The organism is Arenimonas composti TR7-09 = DSM 18010 (assembly GCF_000426365.1).
Lineage (GTDB): Bacteria > Pseudomonadota > Gammaproteobacteria > Xanthomonadales > Xanthomonadaceae > Arenimonas > Arenimonas composti.
On the sequence record NZ_AUFF01000002.1, the window covers coordinates 371,836 to 393,400 of the forward strand.

Genomic DNA, 21,565 nt, shown 5'->3' on the forward strand with positions numbered 1-21,565 from the left:
CCCCCCGTAGGAGCGGCTTCAGCCGCGATGCTCTTCGCCAAACCAATCGCGGCTGAAGCCGCTCCTACGGAAGGGAAGGCATCGCGGCTGAAGCCGCTCCTACGGAAGGGAAGGCATCGCGGCTGAAGCCGCTCCTACGGAAGGAAGGGCATCGCGGCTGAAGCCGCTCCTACGGGGGTGGGGGGAGGTAGTCGTAGTGCCAGGGCTCGTCGGGGGACACCAGCGGCCCCGCGAACGCGTCGCTGATGCGCACCGCCTCGGCGAGCTTCTCCGCCCAGCCGCCGTCGCGCCAGTCGGCCTGGATGCGGCGGGAGTCGGTGCCGGCGACGAGGCGTTCGCCGCGGAACACCTGGAAGTCGAAGGCGCGGCCCTGGCCGTGCGGCGACAGGCCGGGCACCGCGAGGTTCGGCGGCACCGCGAGTTCGCTGCCGCGCAGCCAGGCGACGAAGCCCTCGGCGCCTTCGCCGAGACAGGCGCGGCGCGCCTGCGGCGCCAGCGCCGCGGCGGCGCGAGCGACCGAGCGGTTGTCGTTCCAGCGCAGCACCTGGGTGTCGACGCTACGCACCTCGGTGTTCACGTGCAGGCGGTAGCCGGGATTGAGCGTCGCGAAGCGCTCCTGCACGCGGGCGATCTCCCGCAGCGCCCGCGCGTGGTCCGGCGAGTGCCGCCAGTCGGCGACCTGCTGCGCGCTCCAGGTCCAGCGGCCCGCGAGGTCGGGCGAGCGCAGGTAACCGCGCAGCGCCAGCAGGCGGCGCTCCTGGCCGGTGATCCGGCGCAGGGTCGCGCGTGCCTCCGCGGTCAGCGCCGCTTCGGCGCGCTGCAGGCAGGCGCGCTGCTCGACGTCGCCGGGGCGGGCGACCGCCGCTGCCGGCGCGCGGGCCTGGCCCGTCGCGGCGAGCGCGCCCGCGAGCGCGAGCGCGCACGCCGACATCGCCGCCGCACGTCCGCGACTCCGGCACCGGGCGCCGGAAAAGTACTCCGACCCCGGTTTTTCCGATCTCGGTTCTTTCCGGCTCACCATGTACGGCTCAGGCTGAAGGTGCCGAACACCGGAGCCTCGGCCTGGCCGGCGAACTCGCGGGTGCGGCGGGTATGGGTCGCGGCGAAGCGCCACGGCCCACGCGCGAACACGATACCGAGGGTCAGGTCGGCGACGTAGCGGCGGCGGTCGACCGAATGGCTGTCCTTCCAGGTGCTGCCGTCGAGGGTGATGTCGTGCGCGACCAGGCGGTTGTCGAGGCTGGCGAACACGTGCCAGCGCCAGCCGTCGCCTTCGGACAGCGGCTGCAGCCGCGGCGCCAGGCCGTCGCCGGCGAGGCGGAACGGCGAACTCACCATGTCGTCGGGCAGGTCGCGGCCGAAGCGGATCTCGCCGCCGAAGTTCGCATACGTCGCCAGATTGCCGGCGACGCCACCGGCGTGCAGCGAGCCCTCCCAGTAGCGGCCGCCGTCGTCGCTGGCGAACGTGCGCCGCCAGACCCGCTCGTGGCCGAGCTGGATCACCGGCTCGTCGCGCAGCTGGTTGTCCCAGCCGGCGAAGGTGTTGCGGCCGAACAGGCCGTGGATCGCCCCCTGGATCTCCTCGCCGCGCGCCGATGGTCCGACCAGGCCCAGCCGCAGCTGGGTCGTCGCCAGGCGATCGCCGTCGCGCACGTTGATCGCGAACGCGAACGTGGTGATGCCGGCGTAGGGGCGGTCTTCGAGGATCACGTCAGTGCGGTCGCGGTCCATCGGCGTGTAGATCGCCTGGGTGACGGCGATCGTCACGTTGCCGGTGCGGCCTTCGCCGACCAGCCAGGGCAGGGCGCGGCCGGCGAGGCGCGCGGGCGCCGGCAGGCAGTCGTCCTCGGCGAGGTCGCCGGTCGGCGACGACCACGCGAGGTTGGCGCCGGCCGTATAGCCCTGGTCCTGGTGGGTGCCGCCCCAGACGTCGTTGTCGAGCCGCCCCAGGACCCGGCCGGGCGCGCTGCCCTCGCCGCAATCGGCGAACGCCGGAGATGACGCGAGGACCGCCGCGGACAGCAGGGCGGAAGACAACCGGCGATGCGGCATGGCGTACGGATCCTCGAGTGGTCGGCCCTGAAGGCTGACGGGTCACTCGTCACCGTTGAGTGTAGCCAGCACCTGTTCGCCGTAGCGTTCGAGCTTGGTGGCGCCGACCCCGCCGATGCCGGCGAGTTCGTCGAGATCGCGCGGACGCCGCGCGGCGATCTCGCGCAGGGTCGCGTCGTGGAAGATCACGTAGGGCGGCAGCGCCTGCTCGGCGGCGAGGCGCGCACGCAGCCGGCGCAGCGCCTCGAACACCGTGCGGTCGGCGGCATCGAGTTCGGCGACCGGCGAACTCGCGCCGTCGCCGCCACGGCGTGCGCTGCGGCTGCGTCGCGGCGGCTTTTCCGCTTCTTCGCGCAGGTCCACCCGCTGTTCGCCCTTGAGCACCGCCCGGCTGGCGGCGGTCAGCCGCAGCGAGCCGCGGCCCTCGATGTCGACTTCGAGCAGGCCGAGCGCGACGAGCTGGCGGAACACCGACTTCCAGCGCCGCTCGTCGATGTCGGCGCCGACGCCGTAGACGCTCAGGCGGTCATGGCCGAGCTGGTGCACGCGCTCGTTGTCGACCCCGCGCAGCACGTCGGTGAGGTGGCCGACGCCGAAACGCTGGCCGGTGCGGTACACCGTCGACAGCGCCTTCTGCGCGGCGACGGTGCCGTCCCAGGTGCGCGGCGGCGACAGGCAGTTGTCGCAGTTGCCGCAGGCATCGGGCAGCTGTTCGCCGAAGGCCGCGAGCAGCGTCTGCCGGCGGCAGCGCGTCGATTCGCAATAGCCGAGCAGGGTGTCGAGCTTGCGCCGCTCGAGCCAGCGGCGTTCTTCCGAGGCCTCGCCGTTCTCGATCATCTGCCGCAGCAGCACCAGATCGGCCAGGCCGTAGCAGAGCCAGGCTTCCGCCGGTTCGCCGTCGCGGCCGGCGCGGCCGGTCTCCTGGTAATAACCCTCGATCGATTTCGGCAGGTCGAGGTGGGCGACGAAGCGCACGTCGGGCTTGTCGATGCCCATGCCGAAGGCGATGGTGGCGCACATCACCACGCCGTCCTCGCGCAGGAAGCGGCGCTGGTTGGCGGCGCGCGCGGCGGCGTCCATGCCGGCGTGGTAGGGCAGGGCGGCGAAACCCTGTTCCTGCAGGAAGGCCGCGGTCTCCTCGACCTTGCGCCGCGACAGGCAATAGACGATGCCGGCCTCGCCCGGATGCGCGGCGAGGAAGTCGAGCAGCTGCCGCTTCGGGTTGTCCTTCTCGACGACGCGGTAGCGGATGTTCGGGCGGTCGAACGAGGTGACGAACCAGTGCGCGTCCTGCAGGCCCAGGCGCTCGGCGATCTCGCGCCGCGTCGGCGGGTCGGCGGTCGCGGTGAGGGCGATGCGCGGCACCTGCGGCCAGCGCTCGTGCAGCAGGTTGAGCTCGCGGTATTCCGGACGGAAGTCGTGGCCCCATTGCGACACGCAGTGCGCCTCGTCGATCGCGAACAGGGCGATGCGCGAGCGTTCGAGCAGTGCCAGGAAACGTTCGGTGAGCAGCCGTTCCGGGGCGACGTACAGCAGGTCGAGTTCGCCGCGCAGCAGCTGCTGTTCGACACGCGCCGCCTCGCCGGCGGCGAGCGAGGAGTTGAGGAAGGCGGCGCGCACGCCGAGCTGCGCCAGCGCCTCGACCTGGTCCTGCATCAGCGCGATCAGCGGCGAGACCACGATGCCGGTGCCCGCGCGCAGCAGCGCCGGCACCTGGTAGCACAGCGACTTGCCGGCGCCGGTCGGCATCAGCACGAGGCAGTCCTCGCCGGCGACCAGTGCGTCGACGACCTCCTGCTGCCGGCCCCGGAAACCGGGGTGGCCGAAGATGCGGCGCAGGACGTCGAGTGGGGGAGAACCCATCGCGCCATTCTAGTTTCCGCGCCGGCGTACGGGCGAAACCGGCCATGAGCGGATACACTCGCCCCGCGTTGCACCTTCACCTCACCTAGACATCAGGAAACCGCCATGAAGAAACTTCGTCTGACTGCCCTCGCGGCCGTGACCTTCGCCCTGGCCGCCTGCGGCGGCGGCAACGGCCCCGGCGACGTGATCATCAGGATGAACGCCGAGCTGTGCAGCAGCGGCGATCCGAGCACGATCGCCAAGTACGCCAGCGCGTCCTCGCAGCCCGTCGTCGGCATGATCACCGCGGTGATGTCGGAGCCGGCGAAGGCCGAGGAAATGAAGAAGCAGGTCAAGGAAGGCTGCGAGAGCGCCAAGCCGATCGAGATCCTCGAAGAGAAGATCGACGGCGACAAGGCGACGGTCCGCTTCCGCAATCCGGAAGGCGAGGAAGAGACCCAGCAGCTGGTGAAGGAAGACGGCCAGTGGAAGCTGGTGCTCGCCCCGGACAAGTGAGCCGATGCGCAAAGGCCTGCTGCTCGCCGGCGTCGCGGCACTGACGCTGGCGGGTGCCGCCGGCACGTGGTGGTGGGCGTCCGCGCCCGCCACCCCGCCGCCGGGTTACACCATCCTCACCCAGGTCGACCTGTCCCGGCTGTCACTCGCGCTGCACGACGGCGACCTGGTGTTCCGCCGCGGCACCGGCCGCGTCAGCCGCTATGCCGCGAATGCCGGCGGCGGCTATTTCAGCCACGTGGGCTTGCTGCTGCCGGGTGACGGCGGCTGGCGGGTGATGCACACCGAGGCCGACGAACACACCGGCGTCGGCGGCGTGCGCAACGACACCCTCGAACATTTCCTCGCCGAAGCCCAGGGCGTCGCGGTCGTGCGCCTGCGCATGAGCGACGAGCAGCTGCAGGCGATCGCCGCCCTCGCCGCCGACGCACACTGGCAGTCGATCCCGTTCGACGCGGCCTTCACCCTCGACGACGATGGCGCCGCGATGTACTGCACCGAGTGGGTGCAGGCGCTGGTGCTGGCGGCGACCGGCGAGGACATCGCGCGTCCGCGCAGCCTCTGGTTCGGCCGCGAAGTCATCAGCATCGAAGACCTGCTGCAGAGTCCGCGCGTGCAGCCGGTCCTGGAACATCGCCTCCCCGGCGACCCCTACTGATCCACCGCCCCGCCCGCTCCCCGTAGGAGCGCCTTCAGGCGCGATCCGGGCGGAACTCCAACAGGCACGAAAAGCAGCGCCGCGCACTTCCGCACGCGGCGCCGTCCTCGCCCGCACTCATCCTTCCCGGGTCGTCACTCGAGCAGGGAGCGCAGCATCCACGCGTACTTCTCGTGGATCTGCAGGCGCTGGGTCATCAGGTCCTCGGTCGGATCGTCGTCGCCTTCGTCGGCGAGTTCGGCGACCTGGCGGGCGGTGCGGCACACGGCTTCGTTACCCGCGACCAGCTGGCGGACCATGTCCTCCCAGCGCGGCGCCCCGTCGGCACCGGTTTCCTCGCGGATCGAGGTCAGGCGGTCGAACTCGGCGTAGGAGCCCGGGGCGTTGAAGCCGAGTGCACGGATGCGCTCGGCGATCTCGTCGAGCGCGGTCCACTCCTCGGTGTACTGGTCCATGAACATCGCGTGCAGCGAATTGAACATCGGGCCGGTCACGTTCCAGTGGAAGTTGTGCGTCTTCAGGTACAGCGTGTAGCTGTCGGCGAGGAAATGCGACAGGCCTTCGGCGATCTTCTGCCGGTGCTCGGTGTCGATGCCGATGTCCATGCCGCGGCTGGTCTGGGCCGGGGTGATCGGGCGCGGCGTCTTGGCGCCGCCGTCGGTGCCGGGCTTCTTCGGCTTCGTGGTCTTCGCCTGCGGGGTGGAAGTCGCGTTCGCGCGCTTGGCGGAAGCGTCCGGTGTCTTCTTCGCGGCCATCGGGATTCTCCAGTCGGTTCGGCGCGGCGCGGTCCGGCCGCGCGTTCGGGGGTCGGTCACGGCGCGATTGTTACCATAACCGGCGATGCGATCCCGTAAACACGAATCCGACGCGCTCGCCGACGTCGCGCTGAGCCGCGACCGCGGCCGCCTGCTGCGCCTGCAGGCGGCGGCCCGGCGTGCGCCCGACGACGCCGCGGCCCGGGACGCCTTCGTGCGCGCCCTCGCGGCCTCGCGCACCGCCCGCGAAGCACGCGCCGCGGCGGCGCCGGTGCCGACCTTTCCGGACGACCTGCCGGTCGCGCGCGAGGCCGAACGCATCGTCGAACTGATCCGCGCGCACCCGGTGCTGGTGGTCGCCGGCGAGACCGGTTCCGGCAAGACCACCCAGCTGCCGAAGCTGTGCCTGGCGGCCGGCCGCGGCGCCGCCGGCCTGATCGGCTGCACGCAGCCGCGGCGCATCGCCGCGCGCGCGGTCGCGCGCCGGGTCGCCGAGGAACTGCAGACCGAGCTCGGCGGCGCGGTCGGTTACCAGGTGCGCTTCACCGAACAGGTCGGCGACGGCACCTACGTCAAGTTCATGACCGACGGCATCCTGCTGGCCGAGATCCAGTCCGACCGCTGGCTGTCGAAATACGACACGATCATCGTCGACGAGGCACACGAGCGCAGCCTCAACATCGATTTCCTGCTCGGCTACCTGAAGCAGCTCGTGCAGCGGCGGCCCGACCTGAAGGTCATCGTGACCTCGGCGACGATCGACACCGAGCGCTTCGCCCGCCACTTCGGTGATGCGCCGGTGGTTTCGGTCGAGGGCCGCAGCCATCCGGTGGAAGTGCGCTGGCGGCCGGTCGAAAACCGGGGTCGGAGTACTTTTCCTCCCGATGAAACGCCGGCGCCGGCGAAGGCACCGGGGAAAAAGTACTCCGACCCCGGTTTTTCCTCCCCCGACCCCGAGGCGATCGTCGCCGCCACCGACGAAATCACCCGCGAGGACCCGCTCGGCGACATCCTGGTGTTCCTCGCCGGCGAGCGCGAGATCCGCGACGCGCATGCGGCCCTGAACCGGCGCAAGTACCGCAACACCGAGGTGATCCCGCTGTACGCGCGCCTGTCGGCCCGCGACCAGGACCGCGTGTTCCGTCCCGGCCCCGGCCGCCGCATCGTGCTCTCGACCAACGTCGCCGAGACGTCGCTGACGGTGCCGCGCATCCGCTACGTGATCGACCCCGGCACCGCGCGCGTGAAGCGCTACAGCCCGCGCGGCAAACTCGACCGCCTGCACATCGAGCCGGTCAGCCAGGCCAGCGCCGACCAGCGCAAGGGCCGCTGCGGACGCATCGCCGCCGGCATCTGCTACCGCCTGTACGCCGAAGCCGACTACGACGCGCGGCCGCGCTACACCGATCCGGAAATCCTGCGCGCCTCGCTGGCCGGGGTGATCCTGCGCATGCTGGTGCTCGGCCTCGGCCGCATCGAGGACTTCCCGTTCATCGATCCGCCGGATCCGCGCGCGATCGCCGACGGCTGGCAGACCCTGGCCGAACTCGGGGCGATCGACGAGCGCCGGCAACTGACCGCGATCGGCCGGCAGATGGCCGAGCTGCCGGTGGATCCGAAGCTGGCGCGCATGCTGGTCGCCGCGCGCGTGCACGGCGTCGAGGACGAGGTGCTGACGATCGCCTCCTTCCTCGGCATCCAGGACCCGCGCGAACGCCCGGCCGACGCCCGCCAGAAGGCCGACGAGGCCCACGCCGCCTTCGCCGATCCGAACTCGGAATTCGTCGGCATCCTGAAGCTCTGGGCCGCCTATACCGAAGCCGCCGAGGAACTGACCCAGTCGAAACTGCGCGACTGGTGCGAGCGCCGCTTCCTGAACTTCCTGCGCATGCGCGAGTGGCGCGAGCTGCGCCGGCAGCTGAAATGGGGTCAGACCCCTTTTCCCCCCGACAGCACCCCGCCTGCGACGCCCGTCCGGGGGGAAAAGGGCTCTGACCCCGGTTCTTCTTCCGCCGAAGGCGGAAGCCCCGCCCTCGGGAAAAACCGGGGTCGGAGTCCTTTTTCCCGTGAAGCTGCGCCGGCATCCGCTTCCAGGGGCGGGAAAAAGGAGTCCGACCCCTACGCGCCCCTCCACCGCGCCATACTCACCGGCCTGCCGAGCCAGGTCGGCCACCGCAGCGAGAAGGGCCTCTACGACGCCCCCCGCCAGCGCAAGTTCCAGCTGTTCCCCGCCTCGCCGCTGGCGAAGGCACCGCCGGCCTGGGTGCTGGTCGCGACCCTGCTCGACACGGCCCGGATCTGGGGCCTGACCGCGGCGAAGATCGAGCCGGAGTGGGTGATCGACGAACTGCCGCACCTGCTCGCGCGCCGCCATTTCGATCCGCACTGGTCGCGCAAGCAGGGCAGGGTGATCGGCAGCGAACAGATCAGCCTCTTCGGGCTCGTGCTGGCGCCGCGGAAGCCGGTGCATTACGGCGGCCTCTACCCGGCCGAGGCGCGCGAGATCTTCGTGCGCCAGGGCCTGGTGCCGGGCGAGGCCGATCCACGCGCGCCCTTCCTGAAGCGCAATCTCGCCACGCTGGAGAAGGCACGCGAGGAGGAGGCCAAGCAGCGCCGCGCCGGCCTCGTCGCCGACGAGGACTGGCAGGCGCGCTGGTACCTCGACCGCCTGCCGCCGGAGATCAACTCGATTTCCGCGCTCGACGCCTGGTACGCGCGCGCGACCCCGGCGCAGAAGAAGGCGCTGGAGTGGTCGCTGGCCGAACTGCTCCCGGGCGAGGGCAGCGAGGCCGACCGCTTCCCGAAATACCTGCCGCTCGGCGACAGCCGCCTCGCGCTGCATTACCGCTTCGAACCCGGCCATGCCGAGGACGGCGTCACCCTCGACCTGCCGCTGCACCTGCTCGGCGCCCTCGATCCGGCGCGCCCCGGCTGGCTGGTGCCCGGCCTGCTGGAGGAGAAGGCGGCGGCGCTGATCCGCGGCCTGCCGAAGGCGATCCGCCGCAACTACGTGCCGGCGCCGGATTTCGCGCGCGCGTTCGCCGCGGCGGTTTTCGATCCGGCCGCCGGGAACCGCGCGGCCTACCCGCCCGCCGACGCGATCACCGGCAGCCTCGCGCGCTTCCTGACGAAGGTGACGGGTGTCGCGGTCGGCGCCCTCGACTTCGACGAAGCGGCGCTGGAACCGCATCTGCGCATGAACCTGCGCCTGGCCGAACGCGACGGCCGCATGCTGGCGATGTCGCGCGACCTCGAGGAACTGCGCGCGCGCTTCGGCGCCGCCGCCGAGCGCGCCTTCGCCGAACGCGCCGGCGAGCGCCTCGCCCGCGAGGGCCTGACCAGCTTCCCGGCGGAGCCGATCCCGCGACAGATCCCCGGTGCCGCCGGCGTGCCTGCGTTCCCGGCCCTGGTCGACCGCGGCGACGCCGTCGCCCTCAGCGTGTTCGCCGACGCCGGCGAGGCCGTGCGCGAACACGCCGCCGGCGTCCGCCGCCTCGCGGGCCTGGCCCTCGCCGAACGCGCCCGCCGCATCCGCAAGCAACTGCCGATCCAGCCGAAGCTGGCGCTGCTCTACGCGGTGCTGCAGACGGTGCCCGGCGCGACGCCGGCGCGCGAGGGCGGTGCCGCCGGTCTCGCCGAAGACCTCGCGGAAGCCGCGCTCAATGCCGTGCTCGACGAAGCGCCGCTGGCCGACATCCGCGACCAGGAAACCTTCGCCGCCCGCGTCGACGCCGCCGGCAAGTCCCTGTTCGCCACCGCGATGCAGCGGCTGCAGCTGGCCGAAGCCATCCTCGGCACCGTCGCCGAGCTCAAGCCGAAGCTGGAATCGCCGCTGATGGGCTGGGCCGCCGGCAATCTCGACGATCTGCGCGCCCGCCTGGCCGAACTCGTGCCCGCCGACGTCCTGCGCCGCACCCCGGCGCCGGCGCTGGCCGAGCTGCCGCGCTACCTGAAGGCGCTCGCGCTGCGCGCCGAACGCGCGCTGCGCGATCCGCAGCGCGACCAGCAGCGCATGCTCGAACTCAAGCCCTTCACCGACGCGCTCGCCCGCGCCCGCGCCGAAGGTCGCGACGGGCGGCCGGAATGGCAGGAATTCCGCTGGGACCTCGAGGAACTCCGCGTCTCGCTCTTCGCCCAGGAACTCGGCACCCGCGGCCCCGTCTCCGCCAAACGCCTCGCCCGCCGCCTCGAATCCCTCCGCTGACCGCCCGGCGGGCGATTGGCGCGACTGCGGCCGGGCGGGTACGTCGCAGCGCGGCGGCGCGGCGACGTAACCAGCCGCGGCCGCACGCGCTTCGGCGCGCGCCGGAACGGCGCGCGTGGGGCTTACTTGATGCGGACGACCTTGGCGCGGGTGTTGTAGCCGTCGATGCGCAGGTACCAGGCCCCGAGCATGCCCGGCTCGATGATCACGGTCGGGTTCTGCACCCGCACGACCAGCCGGCTGGTCGACTCGGTGACTTCCCAGATCTGGCCGTTGGCGAGGACGATGCGGTCGCCCTTCTCGCGCCAGCCGCGGAACTCGCCGTCGATGCTCGAGACGATCGCGTCGCCCGGGCCGGCGGAGGAGGCCAGGAAGCCGCGACGGTCCTCGCCGGCCGGCGCCGCGGTGGCCGGGGCGGTGGCGACCTTCTGCGCGATCCAGGCGTTCAGCGCCGCCAGTTCCTCCGGGCTCAGCTTGTCGAGGCCGGCCGCGGTGAATTCGGCGTGGCTCATCTTCTCCTCCAGCGACGAGAACTGCTGCGCGGAAGCGCCGCCGGCGGCGAAGGCGAACAGGAGAACGGACAGCGACAGCAGTGAACGCATGGGGAGGGTTCCGGACGGGTTGAATCGACGGTCGATCGCGGGGCAGTCTACCTCCCCGCGGAATGACGGCGCCACTTGAACACCATCCCCACATCGCCGCCGCGGCTGTCCGACTGGCTCGCCGGCGAAGCGCCGGACACCACGCCGCTGCCGCTGCTGCGTGAACTCGCCGCCGGGCTGCCGCCCTGCGCCGAGGAGGCCTTCGCGGTGCGCGTCCTGGCGACGCTGGCGCCGTTGCGCGCCGACGCCGAGGTGATCGCCGCCGCCAGCCTGCATCTGTGGCCGGCCCTGCGTGCGGCCTTGCCGGCCGGCGCGCTCGACGCCGTCCCGCGGGTGCCAGCACTGCTCGACGGCCTGGCCGCCGCGCGCCAGGTGCATGCGCTGCACCACCAGCGCCAGGGGCGCGGCAGTGCCGAGGGCCTGCGCCGCCTCCTGCTGGCCCTGGTGCGCGACCTGCGCGCGGTGCTGGTGCTGCTGGCGGAACAGCTCGTGCTGCTGCGCGATGCCGCGGCCCTGCCGGCCGACGAGCGCCTCGCGCTGGCCGAACTCACCGCCGACATCCACGCGCCGCTGGCAAACCGGCTCGGCATCTGGCAGCTGAAATGGGAACTCGAGGACCTCGCGTTCCGCTGGCGCGAGCCGGAAACCTATGCGCGCATCGCCCGCCTGCTCGACGAGAAGCGCGGCGATCGCGAGCGCTTCATCGAGGACGCCCGCCGGCGCATCGGCCGCGCGCTGTCCGAGGCCGGCATCGCGGCCGAAGTCACCGGCCGCGCCAAGCACATCTACAGCATCTGGAAGAAGATGCAGCGCAAGGGCGTGCCCTTCAGCGAGCTCTACGACATCCGCGCGGTGCGCGTGCTGGTCGACGACATCCCGGCCTGCTACGCGGCGCTCGGCGTCGTGCACCAGCTCTGGCCGTCGGTGCCGTCGGAGTTCGACGACTACATCGCGCATCCGAAGGGCAACGACTACCGCTCGCTGCACACCGCCCTGGTCGGCCCCGGCGGCCGTGTGCTCGAAGTGCAGATCCGCACCCGCGAGATGCACGAGCACGCCGAACTCGGTGTCGCCGCGCACTGGCGTTACAAGGAGGGCGGCGGCGGCGACGCCGCGTTCGAGCGCAAGGTCGCCTGGATGCGCCAGCTGCTCGAGCAGCGCGGCGACGACGACGATGCGCTGCTCGAGGGCTTCAGCACCGAGATCGTCGAGGACCGCGTCTACGTGCTGACGCCGCGCGGCGAGGTGATCGACCTGCGCCGCGGCGCCACCGTGCTCGACTTCGCCTATGCGATCCACACCGAGGTCGGCCACCGCTGCCGCGGCGCCAAGGTCAACGGCCGCATCGTCCCGCTGGACCACCAGCCGCAGACCGGCGACCGCATCGAGATCCTGACCGGCAAGCACGCCGAGCCGCGGCGCGACTGGCTGCAGGCCGGCAGCGGCTTCCTGGTCACCTCGCGGGCCCGTGACAAAGTGCGCGCCTGGTTCCACCGCATCGACCGCGAGCGCAACCTGCAGGCCGGCCGCGAGATCCTCGAGAAGGAACTGCGGCGCATGGGCCTGATGCAGGCGGACCTCGCGCCGGTGCTCGCGAAGTTCCGCCTGCCGGGGCTCGACGACCTGCACCTGGCGCTGGCGCTCGGCGACCTCGGCCCGAGCCAGGTCAGCCGCAGCCTGCACGACCACGCCCAGGCGCAGAAGGCGGAAGCCGCGCCGGCCCCGGCGCCGCCCGCGCCGCGGCGTCCGGCAGGTGCACCGGCGAAGACGCCGTTCACCGTCGAGGGCGTCGGCAACCTGCTCAGCCAGATCGCCCGCTGCTGCCAGCCGGTGCCCGGCGACCCGATCGTCGGCTACCTGACCCGCGGCCGCGGCGTCAGCATCCACCGCGCCGGCTGCGCGGCGGTGCAGCGCCTGCTCGGCGAGCATCCGGACCGGGCGCTGCCGGTCGAATGGGGCCGGCGCGGGGCGGCCAGCTACGAGGTCGACGTCGTCATCCGCGCCTTCGACCGCAAGTGGCTGCTGAAGGACGTGACGAACGCGGTCGCGCAGCTCGCGGTGAACATCCTGGCGGTCGATTCGCGGGTCGCCGACGACGGCATCGCGACCCTGCGCTTCCGCGTCCGCGTCGCCGACTACGGACAGCTCAGCGACCTGCTGGGGCGCCTCGCGGCGATCCCCGGCGTGCGCGAGGCCAGCCGCAGCGGCTGAACGCCGGCCGCCCCTGCCGGGTTGCCGGGGCGGAGCCGCGCGGGGCCGCTGCTATCCTCGCGCCGATGAAGGAAGCGCGCGCATGACGGAACGCCGCCCGCCGCCGGCTGCGACGCCGAGCCTCGGCGCCCTCGACGACCTCGACCTCGATGGTGGCCGGGACCCGCCGGCCGCGCCGCCGTCGTCGCCGCCCCCGCCGCGCCGGCTCGGCCCGTGGCTGGCGCTGGCGGTCGCGATCCTGGCGCTCGCCGGCCTCGCGCTCGGACTGGCGCACTGGCGCGAGTCGCTGAGCCGCACCCTGGTGCCACCGTCGGACCTGCACCAGTTGCTGGCGGAGGCGCAATCGGCGCTCGCCCGCGGCGAGCTGAGCAATCCCGACGGCAGCGGCGCCCGCGAACGCTTCAACGCGGTGCTGGCACGCGATCCCGACCATGCCGGCGCCCGCAGCGGCCTGGTCGCGGTGCGCGATGCGGCGCTGCTGCAGGCGCGCACCGCGCTGGCCGCGGGCGACGCCACCACCGCCCGCGCCCGGGTCGAACTCGCGCGCAGCCTCGCCGCCCCGGCCGCCGACCTCGAGGCGATCGACCACGATCTGCAGCAGCTCGAAAGCGCCGAGGCGGATCTCGCCGGTCTGCTGACGCGTGCCGAGGCGGCCCGCGCCGCCGGCCGCCTCGAGGAGCTGCCCGACGGCGCCCTGGCGCTGTACGCCGAGGCGCTGGCGCGCTGGCCGGAGAATGCCCTCGCGCTGCAGGGCCGGCGCCAGGCGCTGACCGAACTGCTGCGGCGCGCCGAAGTGGCGCTGGATCACGACGACCTCGCGACCGCGCAGGCCCTGGTCGCGCGGGTCGTCGCCGACGATCCCAGCCACCTCGACCTGCCGGCCGTGCGCGCCCGCCTCGGTGAAGCGCAGTCGCGCCAGGCCGGCCGCCGCGAGGCCGCGCTCGCCGCCGCCGCCGCGGCCCTGCGCCGCGGCCAGCCGGAAACCGCCGGCGCCGCCTACCGCGAACTGCTCGCCGCCGACCCGGAATCGCTCGAGGCCCGCGCCGGCCTGGACGATGCCGCCGCCGCGCTCGCGGCCCGTGCCGGCCGCCAGGCCGCCGACTTCGACTTCACCGCGGCCGAGGCCTCGCTCGAGCTCGCCCGCGACTGGTCACCGGACCTGCCGGCGATCGCGGTCGCCGAACGCGCGTTGTCCGCCGCCCGCGCCCGCGCCGAGACCTTGCCGGCCCCCAGCGATCCCGACGACTTCGCCCGCCTGCTGCGCCAGGCCGGCGAGGCGATGCGCCGCGGCGACCTGATCGATCCGCCCGGCGATTCCGCCTGGGACCGCCTGCGCGCCGCCGCCGCGATCGCCCCCGACGATCCGTCGCTGGCGGCCGCCACCGGCGAATACGACCGTCGCGCCCGCGCCTGCTTCGAGGACGCACTGGCCTCCAACCGTCTCTCCCGCGCCCAGGCCTGCCTCGATGCGATGGCCGCCCGCGTGCCCGGCGAAGGCCTCGCCGACGAACGCCGCCGCCTCGGCAACCGCTGGCTCGCCTTCGCCGAAGAGCGCCTCGGCGCCGGCGAACTCGCGCTCGCCCGGCGCGCGCTGGTGTCGGCGGAGCAGGTGGATCCCGGCAATCCCGGACTCGCGTCGATGCGCGAGCGCCTGCGCAAGGCCCTGTAGGAGCGGCTTCAGCCGCGATGCTTTTCTTTCCGCTCCGGTCAACGCCGGGAAGAGCATCGCGGCTGAAGCCGCTCCCACAGCGGTGGGGGTTACGGGAACCGCGCCAGCGTGCGCCGCACCGCCTCCCGCGCCGCGTCGACGGAAAAATGCCGCCGCGTGTTCTCCAGTCCGCCCGCCGCCAGCCGGTGCCACAGGCCGGGGTCGCGGTAGAGGCGGACGACGGCGTCGGCGAAGGTTTCGGCGTCGTCGGCGATCAGCACGTCGTCGCCGTCGTGCAGGTGCATGCCTTCGACCGCACACGTCGTCGCGACCACCGGCTGGCCGTGGGCGAGGGCGTGGTTGACCTTGCCCTTGACGCCGGCGCCGTAGCGCAGCGGCGCGACGCCGACGCGGCAGCCTTCGAGCAGCGGCACGACATCGGGCACGTAGCCGTGGAAGACGATGCCGTCGCGCGTGGCCAGCGCCTGCACCGGCGGCGGCGCGTCGCCACCGACCAGGTTCAGCACCACGTCGGGCAGCTGCGCGTGCACCCGCGGCAGGATCTCGTCGGCCAGCCACAGCGCGGCGTCGACGTTCGGCGGGTGCCGGTAGCTGCCGACGAACAGCAGGCCGCTGCGCGCGTCGTACTTCGCGCCGGCGCCGGCGACGTCGTGGATGTTGGACACGACCTCGACCGGCGCCGCCGGTGCTTCCTTCGCCAGCAGCGCCTGTTCCGCCGGGCTGACGACCCAGGTGGCATCGCACTGGCTCACCAGCGCCAGCTCGGCGCGGCGGGTGCGGGCGGCGGCGCGGCGGCGGGCGGGATCGCCGGCCAGTTCGGCCTCGCGCTGTTCGCGCAGGTGGTGCAGGTCGACGGTGTCGAAAACGATGCGCGCGCGCGCTGCGTGCCGGCGCAGCAGGGGCAGCAGCGGCGCCAGCACGTAGTGGCGGCTGCCGACCACCAGGTCGAAGTCGCCGCCGTGCTGTTCCAGCCAGCGCGGCACGTCGGCGAGGAAGGGATGCCACCAGACCTCGACGCCGTCGGCCTGCAGCGCGCGGGTATAGCGGCCGTCGTGGGCGCGGTTCTCGGCGAAGAACACGACGCTGCCGCATTCGTCGTGCAGCAGCTTCAGCAGCGCCGCCATGCGCACCGAGCCGGAATCGCGGTCCGGCGTCGGGGTGCAGGCATCGAGCACCAGCACGCGCCGGCCGCCGGCGCGGCGGCGGTCGGCGGCGATCGCGGGCGCGGTGCCCGGCGGCTGGTGCGCGCGCGCCAGCACGTCCTTCCAGCGTTCGAGGAATTTGGCCTGGTTGGTGACCTGGTGCGCCTTCACCCCGCGCGTGGTGTCGGTGCCGGCGGTGACGCCCTCGTGGTGCACGACGACCGAGGCCGGCTGGTAACGCACCTTCAGGCCGTGGCGGCGCACGCGCATCGCCAGGTCGGTGTCCTCGTAGTAGGCGGGGGCGAACAGGGTGTCGAAGCCGCCGAGTTCGTTGAACAGCGCCCGCGGCAGCGCGATCGCCGCGCCGGAGCAGTAATCGACCTCGCGCACGAAATTGAAGGCCGGGTGTTCGGGATCGGCGAAGCGCCCGTAATTCCAGCCCGAGCCGTCGGCGAACACGATGCCGCCGGCTTCCTGCAGGCGGCCGTCGGGGTAGACGAGCTTGCTGCCGGCCAGGCCGGTGTCGGGGAAGTCGGCGAAGGTGCGCAGCAACGCATCGAGCCAGCCGGGCTGCGGCGTGGTGTCGTTGTTGAGGAAGACGAGGTACTCGCCCTTCGCCAGCGCGGCGCCGGCATTGCAGGCGCCGACGAAGCCGAGGTTGCGTTCGTTGCGGTGGTAGCGCAGGCCGGCGATCTTCGGCAGCACCCGTTCGCTGGCGTCGCTGGAGCCGTCGTCGACGACGATCACCTCGAAGCCGGCCGTGTCCTTCGCTGCGGCCAGCGCCTGCAGGCAGGCGAGGGTGTAGGGCAGCTGGTCGTAGACCGGGATCACGATGCTGGCGCGCGGGGCATCGGCGGCCGGCAGTCGCAGCGTGTCGTAGTCGACGATCAGCGTCGGCGGCGTGAGCCGCGGCGGCGAGGTGTCGGTGATGCCGGTGGCGGCGTCGCCGCGGCGGCGCGACTGCCAGTGCTGCAGGGTGCCGCCGACGCCGCGGGTACGCAGGCTGGCGACGCCGCGGGCGAGCAGGCTGCGCATGCCGCTGGCGCGGTACTGGCCGTCCAGGGCGCGGTCGCGCAGGGCGCCGCCGAGCCGCGACCACGGGCGCCGGGCGGATTTTCCCTTCAGCGCCGCGAGTTCGGCCTCGAAGGCATCGCGCTGGGCGATCGCGACGTCGCGCTGGCGGATGAGGTCGGTGGTGTCGGTTTCGTAGTAGCGGTGCGATTCGGCGAGTTCGCGCTCGAGCGTGCCGATTCGGGCGCTGAGTTCGGCGAGTTCGGCGGCGTCCTCGACGGCGATCTCGTCGGCGGTCTGCAGGCGGCGCTGCAGTTCGTCGACGGCGGCGCTGGCCTCGGCCTCGGCGGCGGCGAGTTCGCGCACGGCCGCGTCCTGCGCCGCGAGCTGGCGGCGGCATTCCGCGAGTTCGTCGCGCAGGCCGGCGAGGGAGGCGGCGTCGGCGGCACGCAGCGCCTCGAAGGACGCGACCGCATCCTGCAGGTCGGCGGCCTTGCGGCGCAGCGCCGCCAGCGCCTCGTCGTCGCCACCCTGCGCGCGCAGCGCTTCGATCTCGCGCTGCAGGGCATGCGCCCAGCCGGTGCGGTCGTCGAGCTCACGCTGGGTGGTCTGCAATTGCGCGACCGCGGCGTCGATCTGCCGCTGCAGGTCGTGAGCCCAGTCGGCGCGCGACACCAGCTCGGCGTCGGCGCGCTGCTGCGCGGCGCGGCTTTCCTGGAGCTGGCGCGTGGTTTCGGCCAGCACCGCCAGCGCCTGCTGCAGGCGCAGCTGGCCGGCGTCGGCCGGCGGCAGCATCAGCGGCACCGGCGCCACCGGCAGCAGCAGGCGCCAGGCTTCGGCCATCGCCGCGAGGTCGGGCTGCGGCGGCTCGGCGGCACGCAGGTCGGCGAGGGCGCGGCGGTCGGCGGCCAGCCGCTGCAGTTCGATCGCCACCGCCCCGGCATCGGTCGCCACCGCCAGGCCGCCGCCGAAGCGCAGGCGTTCGCGTGGCGCGCCGGGCGCCGCGCACAGCACCGGCAGGCCGAGTGCCTGCATCTCCGACAGCGTGTAGCTGAAGGTCTCCGGCACGGTGGAAGCGATCAGCGCGAGGTCGGGCTGCAGGCGCGCGATCCACGTCGGCAGGTCGTCGCGGTGGTAGTCGCGGATCACCCGCACCTGCGGCAGGCCCTCGAAACGCGCGCCGGCGTGGCCGGCGCCGAGCAGCACCAGCTCGACGTCGTCCGGCAGCAGCGGCAGCAGCGCGGCGATCAGGTGCTCGCCCTTGCCGCCGTGCAGGCGGCCGGGCACCAGCACCCGCAGCGGCGCGCCGGCCGGCCGTGGCCGCACCGGTTCGCGCGACGGCGGCAGCGGCGCCAGCCCGTGCGGCAGGATCTTCCAGTCGTGCTCGCGCAGCTCCGGCTCGATCGCGCACAGCCGCTCGCAGGCGAAGGCGCTCGGGGCGACCAGGCGGGCGCCGGCGTGGTCGAGCGCATCGAGCCAGGCGTCGCGCAGGCGGCGCCAGCCGGCGGCGTCGCGGCCGGTGAACAGGTTGCCGGGGTCGGCCAGGCCGGCGGCGAGGGCGTCGCTGTCGAAGGGCTCGCGGCGGGGGTCGCGCTCGTCGTGCAGCAGCGGCCACACCGGGTAGGCGTCGTGCACGCAGAGCGCGGTCGGCAGGCCGGTGCGCAGCACGTCGAGGCTGTGCCCGATCAGCGAGGACACGATCACCGCGCCGATGCCCCATTCCGGCAGCAGCGCCGCGAGGATCGCCTGCACCTCCGGCGCCTGTTCGGCGGTGTCGACGATCGGCGCCGACAGCGCCCACTCGCGCAGCGGCGCCGCGTCGAGGTCGTGGTACAGGGCGAGGCGGCGACCGAACGGCGGCTGGTCGCCGTCGTTGTGCGCGACCAGCACCAGGTGCGCGCGTTCGCCGTCGCCGGCGATCAGGTCGCGCACGAAACGTTCGGCGCCGCCGCCCCAGCTGTGCAGCACGTGCAGCACGACTTCCTCGCCGGGGCGCAGGACCGGGGTGCCCGAGTCCGCAGGCGCATCGGCGGCGGCGGCGGGAACGCCGACGCAGGGCAGGCGGCCCAGGCGCAGCGCTCGCCCCGACGCGTTCCCATGCCGCCGCGCCGCGTCGGCGCACCACAGGCTGCAGCGCGGATTCCAGGCGGTCGCGGCGACGCTCGCGTGTTCGCCGAAGGTCCAGGCCGCGGCGTCGTCGCCGTCGACCGGACTGAGCACGTCCCAGCCGCCGTCGCGCCATGCCGCTTCCAGTCGCCGCCAGCCGTCGACGTCGAGCGCCGCGTCGGCCTGCATCAGCAGCACATCGCGCCCCGGGTGGGTGGCCACCGCCGCGGCCAGGGCCGCTTCGGCGTCGGCGGCGACGTCGTCGATCAGCCGCAGCGCCGCCGGGATCCCGCGTGGGCGCAGGGCATCGCCCGTGAAGGCGGTGGGCGACCACAGCGTCAGGACCGGAAGGCGGGAAGCATCCATGCGTCTTTCGTTCAGTCTCGGGGTAGGGGCCCTTCGGAGCGGGCTGCTAGACTCGGGCGAATTCCGGATTATCCACGTCCGTGCCGCGCAAGAACGCCTCCCCCGGAAAATCCCGCGACACCTCACGCAACAGTCCCCCGCGCCGGCGCTGGCTGCGCTGGCTGCTGCGAGGCGCCCTGGTGCTGTTCGCGCTGGCGCTGGTGGTCGGCATCCCGGTCTTCTACGTGCTCGACAAGCAGGTGCGCGCCGAGTTCGAGGCGCTGCGCTGGCAGGTGCCGACCCGCGTCTATGCGCGGCCGCTGGCGCTGGCGCCGGGCATCCGGCTCGACGCGGCGACGCTGGAGATCGATCTGCTGGCCGCCGGCTATCGCGACGACGGCGTCGGTGACACCCCGGCGACCTACCAGCGCAATGGCGACCGCTTCCGCATCGCCACCCGTGGCTTCACCGACGTCGACGGGCCGGTGCCGCGGGCGCGCATCGAGGTCGTGCTCGCCGGCGGTCGCGTGCAGGCCCTGCGCGACCGCGCCGCCGACAAGCCGCTGGCTGCCGCCCGCATCGACCCGGCACGTATCGCCACCCTGTACGGCAACGTGCAGGAGGAGCGCCGGCTGGTGCGCATCCGCGACGTGCCCTCGCTGCTGGTCACCGGCCTGCAGGCGGTCGAGGACCGCAACTTCAAGCACCACCACGGCGTCGACCCCTGGGGCGTGCTGCGCGCGGCCTGGGTGAACCTGCGCGAGGGCGAGATCGAGCAGGGCGCCAGCACCCTGACCCAGCAGCTGGTGCGCAGCCTGTTCCTGAGCCGCGACGTGAACTGGTCGCGCAAGCTCAAGGAAGCCGCCTACGCGCTGATCATCGAGTTCCGCTACGACAAGGAGCGGATCCTCGAGACCTATCTCAACCAGGTCTATCTGGGCCAGCAGGGCAACCAGGCCGTGCACGGCGTCGCCGCCGCCAGCGAGTTCTGGTTCGGCCGCGACCTGTCCAGCCTGCGCACCGAGGACATGGCCCTGCTGGTCGGCATGGTGAAGGGACCGCCGACCTACGACCCACGCCGGCATCCGGAACGCGCGAAGGAACGGCGCGACCTGGTGCTGTCGGTGTGGGAGGAACTCGAGCTGATCCCGCCGGAAGAGGCCGCGCGCGCCCGCGCCGCGCCGCTCGGGGTCAGCGCCCGGCCGGGCCTGGCGCGCAACCGCAATCCGGCCTTCATGGACCTGGTCCGCCGCCAGCTCGCCCGCGACTACCCGGCCGACGCCCTGCGCGGCGCCGGCCTGACGGTGCTGACGACGCTGGCGCCGTCGGCCCAGTTGCTGTCCGAACAGGCGGTCAGCGACACCCTCGGCAAGGTGCAGCGCGCCGACGGCCCGCCGCTGCAGGCCGGCCTGGTCGTCACCGATGCCCACGCCGGCGAGGTGCTGGCGATGGTCGGCAACCGCGTGCCCGACCAGCCCGGCTTCAACCGCGCGCTCGAAGCGCAGCGCCCGGTCGGTTCGCTGCTCAAGCCGATGGTCTACCTGCTGGCGCTGGCGCAGCCCGACCGCTGGTCGCTGGCGACGCCGGTCGAGGACACGCCGGTCACGGTGACGCTGGCGAACGGCCGCACCTGGTCGCCGGACAATGCCGACGGCCGCAGCCACGGCACCGTCAGCCTGATGGACGCGCTGTCGCGCTCCTACAACCAGGCGACGGTGCGCATCGGCATGGACGTCGGCCCCGATCGCCTCGCCGAGCTGCTGAAGGTGCTGGCCGGCCTGCGCGCGCCGGCGAATCCCTCGCTGATCCTCGGCGCGGTCGACCTCAGCCCGTTCGCGATGGCGCAGAGCTACCAGTTCCTCGCGTCCGGCGGCCGCATCCAGCCATTGCGTGCGGTGCGGGCGGTGCTCGATCCGCAGGGCGCGGCGATCAACCGCTACGACTTCGATACCCAGCCGGCGCAGGAAGGCGATGCGATCGCCGCCCGCCTGGTCACCGTCGCGCTGCAGGACGCGGTGCGCAACGGCACCGGCCGCGCGCTGCTCAACGACGGCCTCGGCCGGCTGTCCCCGGCCGGCAAGACCGGCACCAGCAACGACAGCCGCGACAGCTGGTTCGCCGGCTACACCGGCGACCACCTGGCGGTGGTCTGGGTCGGCAACGACCAGAACGAGCCGACCGGGCTGTACGGCTCCACCGGCGCGATGAAGGTGTGGTCGGCGCTGTTCACGAAGCTGCCGACGGCGCCGCTCGACGTCGGCGACGCCGGCCTCGAATACGGCTGGGTCGCCGCCGACCGCTTCGCGACCACCGAAGAGGACTGCGAGGGCGCCCGCCGCTTCCCCTTCGTCGCCGGCTACCTGCCGCCGGACCACGCCAGCTGCCGCGAGCGCGACTGGCTCGACTGGTTCCGCTTCGGCGGCGGCGACCGCGCCGACGAGCGCGCGGA

The 21,565-nt window shown here is 73.2% G+C and carries 11 protein-coding genes and 2 pseudogenes; 6 read left to right on the forward strand and 7 right to left on the reverse strand.

The annotated features are described in order from the left end of the window. Window positions 1-169: 169 nt before the first annotated feature. The 3 genes from K311_RS0106025 to recQ form a co-directional block, all read right to left on the reverse strand. On the reverse strand, window positions 170-931 hold the full coding sequence (locus K311_RS0106025; RefSeq protein ID WP_026816568.1) for a hypothetical protein: 762 nt from the start codon (window positions 929-931) through the stop codon (window positions 170-172). A gap of 83 nt (window positions 932-1,014) precedes the next feature. Further along, window positions 1,015-2,052, reverse strand: coding sequence for a lipid A deacylase LpxR family protein (locus tag K311_RS0106030; protein WP_026816569.1), 1,038 nt, complete (start codon window positions 2,050-2,052; stop codon window positions 1,015-1,017). Between the two features lie 42 nt (window positions 2,053-2,094). Then, the gene (gene recQ, locus K311_RS0106035; RefSeq protein ID WP_026816570.1) at window positions 2,095-3,915 is read right to left on the reverse strand and encodes a DNA helicase RecQ; all 1,821 of its coding nucleotides are present in this window, start codon (window positions 3,913-3,915) and stop codon (window positions 2,095-2,097) included. Window positions 3,916-4,020: 105 nt separating this feature from the next. Here recQ and K311_RS15640 point away from each other — a divergent pair, with 105 nt between their 5' ends. Continuing rightward, complete coding sequence (locus tag K311_RS15640) at window positions 4,021-4,413, forward strand: DUF4878 domain-containing protein (protein ID WP_043796967.1); 393 nt, start codon at window positions 4,021-4,023, stop codon at window positions 4,411-4,413. Window positions 4,414-4,417: 4 nt separating this feature from the next. Then, window positions 4,418-5,071: a YiiX/YebB-like N1pC/P60 family cysteine hydrolase gene (locus K311_RS17555; RefSeq protein WP_026816571.1), complete on the forward strand. Its 654-nt coding sequence runs from the start codon at window positions 4,418-4,420 to the stop codon at window positions 5,069-5,071. A gap of 134 nt (window positions 5,072-5,205) precedes the next feature. Here K311_RS17555 and K311_RS0106050 read toward each other — a convergent pair whose 3' ends face one another. Then, a complete protein-coding gene (locus tag K311_RS0106050; RefSeq protein WP_081683302.1) occupies window positions 5,206-5,826 on the reverse strand; it encodes a Dps family protein in 621 nt (206 codons plus the stop codon). An 85-nt stretch (window positions 5,827-5,911) separates the two neighbouring features. Between K311_RS0106050 and hrpA the strand changes: the two genes are divergently transcribed. Beyond that, window positions 5,912-10,030 (forward strand): ATP-dependent RNA helicase HrpA, encoded by a 4,119-nt coding sequence (gene hrpA / locus K311_RS0106055; protein ID WP_026816573.1) that lies wholly within the window; start codon window positions 5,912-5,914, stop codon window positions 10,028-10,030. Between the two features lie 122 nt (window positions 10,031-10,152). Here the strand turns inward: hrpA and K311_RS0106060 are convergent, their stop codons facing one another. Beyond that, window positions 10,153-10,632 (reverse strand): hypothetical protein, encoded by a 480-nt coding sequence (locus K311_RS0106060; protein WP_051239596.1) that lies wholly within the window; start codon window positions 10,630-10,632, stop codon window positions 10,153-10,155. Between the two features lie 156 nt (window positions 10,633-10,788). Between K311_RS0106060 and K311_RS15650 the strand changes: the two genes are divergently transcribed. Together K311_RS15650 and K311_RS15655 are read left to right on the forward strand one after the other, a co-directional pair. Beyond that, window positions 10,789-12,843 (forward strand): bifunctional (p)ppGpp synthetase/guanosine-3',5'-bis(diphosphate) 3'-pyrophosphohydrolase, encoded by a 2,055-nt coding sequence (locus tag K311_RS15650; RefSeq protein ID WP_425476573.1) that lies wholly within the window; start codon window positions 10,789-10,791, stop codon window positions 12,841-12,843. An 82-nt stretch (window positions 12,844-12,925) separates the two neighbouring features. After that, window positions 12,926-14,512 carry a hypothetical protein gene (locus K311_RS15655; protein ID WP_081683303.1) on the forward strand — a complete coding sequence of 529 codons (1,587 nt, stop codon included), beginning with the start codon at window positions 12,926-12,928 and terminating at the stop codon, window positions 14,510-14,512. Between the two features lie 89 nt (window positions 14,513-14,601). Here K311_RS15655 and K311_RS18970 read toward each other — a convergent pair whose 3' ends face one another. Together K311_RS18970 and K311_RS19000 are read right to left on the reverse strand one after the other, a co-directional pair. Continuing rightward, on the reverse strand, window positions 14,602-16,689 hold the full coding sequence (locus K311_RS18970; RefSeq protein ID WP_051239668.1) for a glycosyltransferase: 2,088 nt from the start codon (window positions 16,687-16,689) through the stop codon (window positions 14,602-14,604). A gap of 888 nt (window positions 16,690-17,577) precedes the next feature. After that, window positions 17,578-19,137 (reverse strand): annotated as a pseudogene (locus tag K311_RS19000) (glycosyltransferase family protein); the annotation flags it as partial. An 80-nt stretch (window positions 19,138-19,217) separates the two neighbouring features. Between K311_RS19000 and mrcB the strand changes: the two are divergent. Continuing rightward, a pseudogene (mrcB, locus tag K311_RS15660) lies at window positions 19,218-21,482 on the forward strand (penicillin-binding protein 1B); the annotation flags it as partial. Between the last annotated feature and the right edge of the window lie 83 nt (window positions 21,483-21,565).